General features: G+C 69.7%; 11 protein-coding genes. 6 read left to right on the top strand and 5 right to left on the bottom strand.

From position 1 onward, the window contains the following. Positions 1 to 39 precede the first annotated feature (39 nt). The 3 genes from uxuA to IAI54_RS19750 all read left to right on the top strand — a co-directional run bounded on the left by uxuA (position 40) and on the right by IAI54_RS19750 (position 2858). Complete coding sequence (gene uxuA, locus IAI54_RS19760) at positions 40 to 1257, top strand: mannonate dehydratase (protein WP_187968816.1); 1218 nt, start codon at positions 40 to 42, stop codon at positions 1255 to 1257. Between the two features lie 108 nt (positions 1258 to 1365). Continuing rightward, entirely contained in the window at positions 1366 to 2556 is a 1191-nt protein-coding gene (locus IAI54_RS19755) for an AI-2E family transporter (protein ID WP_187968815.1), read from the top strand. Positions 2557 to 2648: 92 nt separating this feature from the next. Continuing rightward, positions 2649 to 2858 (top strand): DUF1858 domain-containing protein, encoded by a 210-nt coding sequence (locus IAI54_RS19750; RefSeq protein ID WP_187968814.1) that lies wholly within the window; start codon positions 2649 to 2651, stop codon positions 2856 to 2858. Between the two features lie 4 nt (positions 2859 to 2862). On the opposite strand, the gene IAI54_RS19745 is transcribed toward IAI54_RS19750, so the two are convergent. Then, positions 2863 to 3561, bottom strand: a complete 699-nt coding sequence (locus IAI54_RS19745; protein ID WP_187968813.1) for a Crp/Fnr family transcriptional regulator — start codon at positions 3559 to 3561, stop codon at positions 2863 to 2865. Between the two features lie 131 nt (positions 3562 to 3692). On the opposite strand from IAI54_RS19745, the gene IAI54_RS19740 reads away from it, so the two are divergent. Further along, the gene (locus tag IAI54_RS19740; protein ID WP_187968812.1) at positions 3693 to 4130 is read left to right on the top strand and encodes a pseudoazurin; all 438 of its coding nucleotides are present in this window, start codon (positions 3693 to 3695) and stop codon (positions 4128 to 4130) included. A gap of 157 nt (positions 4131 to 4287) precedes the next feature. On the opposite strand, the gene IAI54_RS19735 is transcribed toward IAI54_RS19740, so the two are convergent. The 4 genes from IAI54_RS19735 to nirK all read right to left on the bottom strand — a co-directional run bounded on the left by IAI54_RS19735 (position 4288) and on the right by nirK (position 8010). Further along, positions 4288 to 5427 carry an NnrS family protein gene (locus IAI54_RS19735; RefSeq protein WP_235679112.1) on the bottom strand — a complete coding sequence of 380 codons (1140 nt, stop codon included), beginning with the start codon at positions 5425 to 5427 and terminating at the stop codon, positions 4288 to 4290. Between the two features lie 92 nt (positions 5428 to 5519). Next, positions 5520 to 5903: a hypothetical protein gene (locus IAI54_RS29000; protein WP_235679111.1), complete on the bottom strand. Its 384-nt coding sequence runs from the start codon at positions 5901 to 5903 to the stop codon at positions 5520 to 5522. A 28-nt stretch (positions 5904 to 5931) separates the two neighbouring features. Then, the gene (locus IAI54_RS19730) at positions 5932 to 6819 is read right to left on the bottom strand and encodes an SUMF1/EgtB/PvdO family nonheme iron enzyme (protein ID WP_187968810.1); all 888 of its coding nucleotides are present in this window, start codon (positions 6817 to 6819) and stop codon (positions 5932 to 5934) included. 84 nt (positions 6820 to 6903) lie between these two features. Then, on the bottom strand, positions 6904 to 8010 hold the full coding sequence (nirK, locus tag IAI54_RS19725) for a copper-containing nitrite reductase (RefSeq protein WP_187968809.1): 1107 nt from the start codon (positions 8008 to 8010) through the stop codon (positions 6904 to 6906). Positions 8011 to 8362: 352 nt separating this feature from the next. On the opposite strand from nirK, the gene IAI54_RS19720 reads away from it, so the two are divergent. Next, positions 8363 to 9877 (top strand): PAS domain-containing protein, encoded by a 1515-nt coding sequence (locus IAI54_RS19720; RefSeq protein ID WP_187968808.1) that lies wholly within the window; start codon positions 8363 to 8365, stop codon positions 9875 to 9877. Positions 9878 to 9985: 108 nt separating this feature from the next. Next, the gene (locus IAI54_RS28995; RefSeq protein ID WP_235679110.1) at positions 9986 to 10696 is read left to right on the top strand and encodes a DUF930 domain-containing protein; all 711 of its coding nucleotides are present in this window, start codon (positions 9986 to 9988) and stop codon (positions 10694 to 10696) included. Positions 10697 to 10699 lie beyond the last annotated feature (3 nt).

Genomic DNA, 10699 nt, shown 5'->3' with positions numbered 1-10699 from the left:
CTTTCGGCTAGAAGAAGAGCCCGGCGAGAGGAGAACCGCATGAGACAGACCTGGCGATGGTTCGGACCCAAGGACCTCGTTTCGATCGACGACATGCTCCAGGCCGGAGTCCAGGGTGTGGTGACGGCACTCCACCACGTGCCGACCGGCAACGTGTGGTCGCCGGACGAGATCGCCAGGCGGCAGCGCGAACTGGCCGTCATGAAGGATGGCGGGCCTTCGGGGCTGCGCTGGGAGGTGGTGGAGAGCCTGCCCGTCTCCGAGGACATCAAGAAGCAGAAGGGCGCCTGGCGCGAGCACGTCGCCAACTACAAGATCAGCCTGAAGCATCTCGCCGACGCCGGCATCGAGGTGATCTGCTACAATTTCATGCCCGTCCTGGACTGGACCCGCACGTCGCTGGCCTGGCGGGTGCCGACCGGCGCGACCTGCATGCGCTTCGACTATGCCGATTTCGCCGCTTTCGACATCCACATCCTCGCCCGCCGCAACGCCGCAGCGGACTATCCCGCCGAGATCGTCGAGGCCGCGCGGGCGCGTCATGCGGACATGTCGGAGGCCGACCGCGACGCGCTCGCCCGCAACGTCGTCTTCGGGCTGCCGGGCGCGGCCGAGCACTTCACGCTCGACGACGTGCGGCGGCATCTCGACGAGTACGGCGCGATCCCGGCCGAGCGGCTGCGGGCGCATTTCATCGACTTCCTGACGGAGGTGGCGCCGGTGGCCGAGGAGCTCGGGCTGAGGCTCTGCTGCCACCCGGACGATCCGCCCTTCGACCTGCTCGGACTGCCGCGCGTGATGTCGACGGAGGCCGACTACGAGGCGATCATGGCGGCGGTCGACACGCCGGCCAACGGCATCACGCTCTGCAGCGGCTCGCTCGGCGCGCGTCCCGACAACGACCTGCCCGGCATGATGGAGCGGCTGGGCGAGCGGGTGCACTTCCTGCATCTGCGCAACGTCAGGCGCGAGACCGGCGAGATCAGGGGATCGTTCTACGAGGCCGAGCATCTCGGCGGCGACACCGACATGGTGGCGCTGCTGGCGGCGGCGCTGCGCGAGGAGAAGCGGCGGAAGGCCGCCGGTCGGGCCGACTGGTCGATCCCGATGCGGCCCGACCACGGCCAGGACATCCTCGACGACCTGAACCGCAGGGCACAGCCGGGCTATCCGTCCATCGGGCGGCTGAAGGGCCTGGCGGAACTGCGCGGCATCATCACGGCCCTGTCGCATCCGATGGCGGCGCCGGTCGTGTGACGCCGGCTTCCGCAGCGGCATGCGGAGGGAAGCGCCGGCGGCGAGCTGCTTGCTTGCAAACCGCGGGAACATGAGAGACAAGCGAGGCGCAACAGCGAGCCCCGATCCATGGACACCCGGGCCCATCGAAGCGAGCAACCCTGGCTTGGCTCGTCGCTTCCCACGCGGGCGGCGCTGATCCCGCCCCTGTCGGCGGCGCGCTGGCTCCTGGTCCTGATCGCCGCGGCCGGAATCTACTTCTTCCAGGATTTCCTCGTCCCGGTGCTGGCGGCGCTCGTCATCGGCTTCGCCAGCTGGCCGCTCTACCGGCGGCTGCTCGTCAGGATCGGCGGCAGCACGACGATCGGCGCAACCCTCGCCATCACGCTCATCCTCGTCTTCCTGGTGGTCCCGATCGTGGTCGCCATCAGCTACACGATGGACGAGGTGGCGCTCTGGTTCGGCTGGGCGGTCCAGACCAACGAATCCGGCGCGCCGACGCCTCTGTGGATCGCCGAGCTGCCGCTGGCGGGGAAGTGGTTGGACGAACAGTGGACACGCCACATCGGCCATCCCGGTGCGCTGGGCGAACTGGCGCAGATGGTCAGCGGCGCCAACATCGGCAACATCTACCGGGCGGTCCTGGCGACGGGCAGCGGCGCCTTCCATGCGGTCCTGACGCTGCTGTTCATGATGATCGTGCTGTTCTTCGTCTATCGCGACGGCGAGAGCTTCGCCGGCGAGATCGATACGATCGGCGAGCGGATCCTGCCCGCCCGCTGGGAGCGGATCTCGCGCGTCGTGCCGATGACGATCCGCTCGACCGTCGTGGGGATGACCCTGATCGCCATCGGCGAAGGCATCGTGCTGGGAGTCGCCTACTGGATCGCGGGCGTTCCCTCGCCGGTGACGCTGGGCGTCCTGACCGGGCTCATGGCGCTCGTGCCGGGCGGGGCGCCGCTGTCGATGACCCTCGTCTCGATCTATCTCGTCGCCAGCGGCTCGCCCTTCGCCGGTCTCGCGCTGTTCGCCTGGGGCAGCATCGAACTGTTCATCGTCGACAAGACGATCCGTCCGAAGCTCGTCGGCGGGCCGATCAGCCTGCCCTTCCTGCCGACCTTCTTCGGCCTCATCGGCGGCGTGAAGACGATGGGCTTCCTCGGCCTGTTCGTCGGGCCGGTTCTCATGGCGCTGCTGGTGGCGATCTGGCGGGAATGGGTGCGGGAGGCGGAAGCCGTGCCGGTGCCCGCCATGGTCGCGGTTGCGCCGGCGGGCGCGGAAGCGGGCGTCTCCGGAGGCGCCGACGGTCTGCGCCCCTGACCGCGGCGGACGCCGCGTCCTCTTTGCGCCGGCACAACGAGCACCGGGTCCAGTCATGCGATGCTCCGCGCATCGTTCGACGAGGACAGAGCATGGCGCAGCGCCCCCCCATCGATCCCGACATGCCGGTCGACGAGATCATGCGACGCTGGCCTTCGACCATCGCGGTGATGATCCGGCACGGAATGCTCTGCATCGGCTGCCCGATCGGCGGTTTCCACACGGTCACCGATGCCTGCCGCGAGCACGGGGTGGCGGAGGGCGTCTTCCTGGCCGAGCTGGAGGCGGCGATCGCGGGCTGAGCCGCTAGCCCTTGCGGCGGTTCTCGGCGATCAGCATCAGGGCGTGCGGGTCGACCACCGTCACCTTCTGGCGGCCGCCGCGCACGAGGCCCTGCTGTTCCCAGCCACTGAGCAGGCGGCTCACCGTGTGCAGGGTCGTGCCGGTCATCTCGGCGATCTCCTGGCGGGTGATGGGAAAGTCGATCTCGATGCCGTCGGGCGTCCTGCGGCCCGACTGCTGCACGAGCCGAAGGACAGCGCGCGCGATGCGCTGCTCGACCTGCTCGGTCGCCATCTCCATGACCGTCGCCTGGGTTTCCTGCAGGCGCGTGCCGATCGTGCGGTAGGCGGCGGAGCCGAAGTCCGGAACGCGCGCCTGGAGGTCCGGCCAGGCCGCGTTGGGCCATGTCAGCACCACGCAGTCGGCTGCGGCGACGGCACTGGCTGGATAGGTGGTGCGCCCCATGGCCATGGCGATGCCGAAGAGCTCGCCCTCGGCGATGTAGCGCGCGATCACCTGGTGGCCCTCCGGGGAGGTGCGCACCACGCGGATGTGGCCCGACAGGAGCAGGTGGAAGGCGGTCGCCTCCTCGTCCTGGGCGAAGATCTCGGCATCGCGGGCGAAGCGGGACGAGCGGGCCTTGGACAGGATCGCATCGAGCTGGTCCGCCGGCAGGCCCGCGAAGGAGGGCAGGCCGGCGATGAGGCTTCTGTCGAGTGGCATGCGCTCGCTTCCTGTCCGTGTCCTCCCTTTCTACCGGCAGTTTGCGTTCGAGCAAAGTCGCTGCGCGGGGCCGGGTCTATAAACGCCGTCAACGGTTGCAGGTCAGCCGTCGCAAAAAAGGAAAAGAAAACATGAACAAGATCATTGCCGCCCTGACGATCGGCGTCGCCCTTGCCCTGACGGGTGCTTCCCAGGCCGCCGAATTCGAGGTGAAGATGCTGAACAAGGGCGAGAAGGGCGCGATGGTGTTCGAGCCGGACTTCCTGAAGGTCGCGCCCGGCGACGTCGTGCACTTCGTGCCGACCGACAAGGGGCACAATGTCGAGACGTTGAAGGGGATGATCCCCGAGGGCGCCGAGGCCTTCAAGACCAAGTTCAACGAGCCGATCTCGGTGACCTTCGACAAGCAAGGCGTCTACGGCCTCAAATGCGCGCCCCACTACGCCATGGGCATGGTGGCGCTGGTCGTCGTCGGCGAGCCGGGCAATCTCGAGGAGGCCCGGGCGGTGAAGCAGACCGGCAAGGCGAAGACGGTGTTCGAGGAGCTGTTCGCGATGGCGGGGGAGTAGGCAGGGGCGAATAGCGAATAGCGAATAGCGAATAGGGAGTAGGGAGTAGGGAGCAGGGAGCAGGGAGCAGGGAGCAGGGAGTAGGGAGTAGGGAGTAGGGGGCATCGTTCCCCTGCTCCCTTTTCTGCGTCCTGCGGGAAGCCGGCCTTGGCTTTCCTCAGGCCGCCCGCTTGCCCCAAAGGAGCGGCGCGTAGCGGATGGCGAAGAGGAGGAAGGAGGCGCTCCAGAGTGTGCCGCCGGTGGCGAGCAGGGGGATGTAGGCATCAGGCACGAGCGGGGCGGCGACGCGGAGCGCGGCGCCGAGCGTGACGAGGGCATACATCGCCTGGACGGTGCGGTCCGCGACGATGGCGCGGCCGGTGTGGCCGAGGCTCGCCCGCGTCATGACGGCGAGCGTCATGGTGCCGATGGCGCCGGCGGTGAGCGCATGCAGCGCCGCGGTTCCGGGCAGGAGGCCGGCGAGGCTCGCGCCGAAGAGCAGGAAGGCCGCCGCCAGCCAGAGATAACCCAGATGCAGGATCAGCACGATCGGCTCGGCGCCCGTGCGGTAGCCGCGCCAGCGGACGAGCCTGACGAGGAGCAGCGCGCCGGCCAGGGCCATGAGTGCTGCGGTGGCCGGCCCGTCGGGCGCGGCGACCCAGAGCACCAGCGCCAGCCCGGTCGCCGCCAGCGCGGCCTTGTCCAGCCGGCCGAAGCTCGCCGGGAGGGAGGCGGCGCCGGCGCGGACGAGCCAGTTGCGGGTGAAGCTGGGCACGATGCGCCCGCCGATGAGCGCGATCAGCATGGCTGCGGCGGCGAGCGCGAGGCGCGTTCCGAGCCCCTGCGGCACGAGATCCAGATTGCCGGCGTGGTGCAGCGCATTGGCGGCGCCAAACAGCGTGATCATGACGGCGACGGGTGCGTTGCGCCAGTTGCGGCCGGCCAGCACCTCGCGCCAGACCGACAGCGCCAGCACCGCCGGGAAGGCCAGATCCACCGCCATCGCGGCGACGGGATCGGAGGCGAGGGCGCAGGCGACGCGGCCGGCGAGCCAGAGACCGACGAGGCCGGCGAGCGGCCAGCCGCTGAGCGGCAGGCGCCCGGTCCAGTTGGGGATCGCGGTTAGCATGAAGCCGGCGATCACGGCGGCGAGATAGCCGAAGAGCATCTCGTGGACGTGCCAGTCGAGCCCGGTGAAGGGTCCGGGCAGATCGCCCCCATGCAGATGGATCCAGAGCCAGGCGGGAATGGCCAGACCGGCATGCATGGCGCCCAGGAAGAAGAAAGGCCTGAAGCCGTAGTGCAGGATCGGCGGCATGGCGCGCACTCGTCCGCGGGCGTCGCGGGAGCGATCCCCTGACTGGGCGAGCCGACGCGGCACGGAGCGATCGGCGGCAGGTACAGCGGCGCTCACAGGGGTTCTCCCCGACCGGCCGCTCTTCCGGCGGCGACGGCCGCGAAAGCGGCGAAGTCGGCGATGTCCTGGAACAGGTCGGCGGCGGACCGGAAGGCCGAGCGATCCGGCTCGTCCGGCGTCAGTTCGTCGAGATCGGACAGCAGGCCGAGAACCAGGACGATCGCGTCGCGCATGCGCCTGGCATCGGCAAGACCGGCGGCGCGGCAGCGCAGATCTTCTTCGGCGTCGCATCGGTCGAGCGCAGCGTCGGCGGCATCGCGGCAGACGCAGTCGAGACCGGCATCTCCGATGGCCCGGCGCAGGCGCGTGATTACCGAACCGACCGTCGGCGGCGCCGCGATGAGGGAGGGAGACAGGGGGGCGCGGGACGGGTGCATGAGACAGCCTTTCCGGTGATCGTGTGGTTCAGCCGCCGAAGAGACCGGCGACCCGGTGCTTCAGGCCGGCGACGAGCGGCAGGCCGGGCTCGCGGACGAGGCGGAAGCCGAGATTGTCGGGCGGGGCGCCGACGGCGCAGCCGCCGCTGCGGCCGTCGCGCACGAAGTCGGACATGATGGCGCGGTGGCGGCCTTCCAGCACGTGGACGCGGCAGTTTTCGGTGCGACTGCGTTCGGTGACGCGGTCGGTGTCGAGACTGACCCGGACGTAGCAGGTGGAGGTCCATTCCCAGACGTTGCCGCCGAAATCGGCGACGCCAAGCGCGTTGACGCCGTACTGGCCGATCGGCCTCGGCGCGGGGTCGGGAGGTCGCTTCGAGGCGGCCTCCTCGCGATAGCGCCGGATCCAGGCCACGGCGGGATTCTTCGGATCATCCGCCGCATCGGAGAAGGTCCCGGCGGCAAAGCGCTCGCCGGCGGCGGCGGCGGCTTCCAGCGCCGAAGGCAGGCGCCATGTCGCGCCGGTCGCCTCGCCGAGCCAGGCGGCGTAGGCGAGCGCGTCGACATGGCTGACGCCGGTCGCGGGGACGTCGTTCGCGGCGTCGGGCGCGGCCGCGTCGGCGGCCAGGCAGCGGCCGGCGGCGACGCAGCGGCCATAGTCGGCAAGGCGGACCTGGTGCGTCATGATACGGAAGGCCGGAACGGCCGCGTCGCGCAGCGGAGCCGGAACCGGGCGGCCCTCGACCAGGAACTCGCCCGGTTCGGGGAAGGAGAGGCGGGTCGCCGGTATGGTCACGGTCGCCGGCTCGGCGCCAGGACCGGCCGCGCGATCGAGGTCGTGGGTGGCGAAGGCGGCGAGGGAGAGCGCGACCGCGGCGACGCTGCCGGCGGCCGCTTCGGCGAGATGCCAGGGCATGGGTCTTCTCCTGATACGGGGCGGCCCGCGGCGCGGGCCGTCTCGCCGTCGGCCGCCCGGGATCGGGCGGCCGATCCGCGAGCGTCAGTTCAGCGGGATCGGGCCGGGTGCGGCGACCTGCTTCATCAGGTCTTCGTTCCACTCGCCCTCGACCACGAAGTGGGCCGTGGCGCCGAGTTCGACCGCCTCGATCAGGTTGTGGTTGACATAGGCGTAGATGCCGGGCTGCAGGAAGGTGTAGAGCGCCGCACCCGCCGAGCCGCCGCGGATGAACCAGGTCTCGAGGTCCTTCCGGGGCGGGTTGTCGAACTTGCCCTCTTCCCAGACGTAGTCGCCATGGCCGCCGATCAGGTGGGGCCGCGTGTCGCGGTTGGCCTGGGAATGGACGATCAGCACGGTCTCGCCGACCTTCGAGGTCATCGCGTTGTCGCCGGTGAGGGCGCCCTTGGCGCCGTTGAAGACGACATGGGTCGGGATCAGGCCGCGCATGACCGGCAGCGTGTCGGCGTAGGCCTCGCCCGGGCTCTCGTAGCTCTTGAAGTTGCCCTCCTCGTCGCGCGGGACGTAGAAATCGTTCTCGCCGACATAGAACACCTTGTCGTAGTGCAGCGGCCTGCCGGTCTCGTCCTTGAGGCCGTCGCGCGGCAGCACCATGATGGTGCCGCTCATGCCGGACACGACGTGCCAGGGAATCATCGCGCCCTCCGGGGCGCAGTGATAGACGAAGGTGCCGGTGCGCGTCGCCTTGAAGCGCAGGGTGGTCTGCTCGCCGGGGTTGATCAGCGTCAGCGCGCCGCCGCCGAGACCGCCGGTCGCGGCATGGAAGTCGATGTTGTGCGGCAGCGAGTTGGTCTCCGGATTGACCAGCGTCAGCTCGACGTAGTCGCCCTGGTGGACCACCATCATGGGGCCGGGGATCGAGCCGTTGAAGGTCATGCCCTGCAGCGTGGTGCCCTCGTCATCGATGACGACGGTCTTTTCCTCGATGGTCATGGTGTATTCGATGATCCGGGGGCCGGACGTGGCCACCTGCTCGTGCGCGTGCACGAAGGGCGGCGCGACGAGCGCGACCCTCTGGCGCGGCAGCGCGGACAGATCGATCTCTGCGGCCGTTGCGGCCGTCATCCGCGGCATCGCGGCCAGAAGACCGGCAGTCGCCACCCCCATCAGTGCCTGGCGACGCGTGAACATTGTCTTTCTCCTTCGGATCATCGGTTGTCGATGGGAGGAGCATAGACGAAGGCCGGCGCGGCTCTTTGTGCCGGAGCAAACTCGCAGGCGATCGGTTGATCGAAGGCGGGGCGGATCGGGAAAACCGTACGATGAACCTGCCGTGCCGGGCGATCTTACAGGCGGGCCGGCGCCGGGGCGTGGTGGTCGGGCCGCTGCTGTCGGAGCAGCCGGCCGCGGGGCACCAAGGCTTCCGGACTCCCGCGCGCCGACCCCGGCACCTGCCGAAGAGCGGCTGAAACATTCTCGTCCGGTTGACGTTTCGTCAGCATGGACCTCGTGGCGAGAGGGGTCTAGTGTCGCAAACCGATCATTGCCCGACGCCCGGAGACGCAGCCTGTTTCGAAATGCCGATCTCCACGCGCTGGATCTTGGAGCCCTTTTCAACGCCTCGCCCAACGCCTACGTCATTTTCGACGAGGCGCTGACGATCGTCGGCTGCAACCTGGCCTACCTGAAGGTCGTCGGGCGCGCCGGCCGGGAGGAGATCGTCGGCCGTCACCTGTTCGAAGCGTTTCCCAGTTCGCCCGACAGTGCCAGCTACCGCCTGCTGCGCCGGTCGCTCGACCGCGTGCTGGCCACGCACGAGCCCGACCACATCGCGGTCATCCCCTATGACACGTCCGAACCGGGCGCGCCGCCCAACATGCGCTACTGGAGCGCGACGCATACGCCGATTTTCGATCGGGACGGCACGTTCCGCTACATCCTGCAGCACACGGTCGACATCTCGGAGCTGCAGAGGCTGCGCGAGCGCGGGGCGCACGAATTGTTCGTGGAGGCGGGCGTGCTGCATCGCGCCCGCGAGGTGCAGGCGGCGAACCAGGCCATCGACGCCGAACGCAAGCTGCTGCGCGACATGTTCAAGCAGGCGCCCGGCTTCATCGGCATCCTGGCCGGGCCGGCGCACACGTTCCTGCTCGCCAACGACGCCTATCGCAGCCTGGTCGGCGGCCGGGAACTCGTCGGGCTGACGGTTGCACAGGCGCTGCCGGAGGTGGTGGGGCAGGGCTTCATCGATCTCCTGAACCAGGTCTATGCCTCGGGCGAAGCCTATATCGGCCGGCACGTTCCGGTGATGCTCCGGCAGCCCGGCAACCCCGAACCGCGCCGGCACCACATCGATTTCGTCTACCAGCCGATCCTGAGCGAGGACGGCGGCGTGAGCGGCATCTTCGTCCAGGGCCACGACGTGACGGACCAGGTGGAGGCCGAGCGGCTGCAGTCGCTGCGCCACCGCGAACTGGGCCACCGCCTGAAGAACCAGCTGGCGATGGTGCAGGCGATCGTCAACCAGACGATCCGGGCCTCGCAGGACATCGCCACGGCCGGCGCGACGATCGCCGGGCGGCTGCAGGCGCTGTCGCGCGCGCATGAGAGCCTGATCACCGGAACCACCGGGCTGACCTCGGTGCGGGAGATCGTGCGGATGACCGCCGAGATCCACGAGCACGGGCAGCTGCAGCGTTTCAGGATCGAGGGGCCGGATGTCGAGATCGCCTCGCGGCCGGCGCTGTCTCTGTCGCTGATCCTGCACGAACTGACCACCAACGCCGTCAAATACGGCGCGCTGTCGAGCGAGAGCGGCCGCGTCCATGTCGCCTGGGACGTGGCGGGCCATGGGGAGGCTCGCCGCTTCGCGCTCATCTGGCGGGAGACGGGCGGCCCGCCTGTCTCCGCGCCGTCGCGCAGCGGAGCGGGAACGCGGCTGATCCGGGCCGGCCTCGCGGGGACCGTGAGCAGCACCGTCGTCGTCGACTACGAGGCGGACGGCGTGGTCTGCCGGATCGAGGCCGACTTCGCCAGCATGGGCGAGGAGCCCGAATAGGCAGGGGCCCGTTTTCCCGCCTTCGCCGCATCCTCGCCAAGATCGTTTCCAATGAGGGGAATGCACGCGGCGCGTCGCCAGGGGGCGACGGGAATGCCCGGAGGTTGCATGGCCGGGATGCCGACCGACGGGGAGAGGGTGAGGCTGGCGACCGGTCCCGCGGAGCGGGTGCCGCCCTGGCGCGCTCTCCTGGTCTCGGTGGCGCTTCATCTCCTGGCCCTGACCCTTGCCCTGCTGCTGGCGCCCGAGCGGCGGCTGCCGCGTCCCGCGGAACAGACGGTGAGCGTCGAGATCCTGGTCGAGGCGATGCCGGCGACGCCCGCGGCAAGCGAGGCGCAACCCGCAGGCGAGCCCGTCGCGGCGCCTCAGGCGGCAGCCGAACCGCCGGAGGCTTCCCAGGGCCGGGCGGCGCCGGACGGCGGGGTGGTCCGGGCGAGGACGATGCTCGCCGCCCGCGCGCTCGCCGATCCCCGCAGCGCCGACGCGCTGCGCGAGTGGCGCAAGCTCTATCCGGACGAACGGATCATCCAGCTGTGCAATCTCGAGGCCATGGAGCAGGTCCATGCCTGGAAGCCGGCATTCGAGCCCGACTTCGTCGTCGCCTACGCGATGGGCGACATCGCGCTGACCGGCTTCACCCTGGTGGCCGACGGCGCGGCGCTGCGCGATCATCAGGCCTGGTACGCGATGCGCTACAGATGCGAGGTCGCCGCCGACATGGAAGCCGTGGTGGCCTTCGAATTCGTGCTGGGCGAGCTGATCCCGGAGAGCGAATGGGAAGAGCACTCTCTTGCGGCCGGCGACGGTCCGGCGGATTGATGG

This window comes from Aquibium microcysteis, from assembly GCF_014495845.1.
Lineage (GTDB): Bacteria > Pseudomonadota > Alphaproteobacteria > Rhizobiales > Rhizobiaceae > Aquibium > Aquibium microcysteis.
Note: the sequence above shows the minus strand (reverse complement) of the source record. Positions and strands in the feature narration are given on the sequence as shown.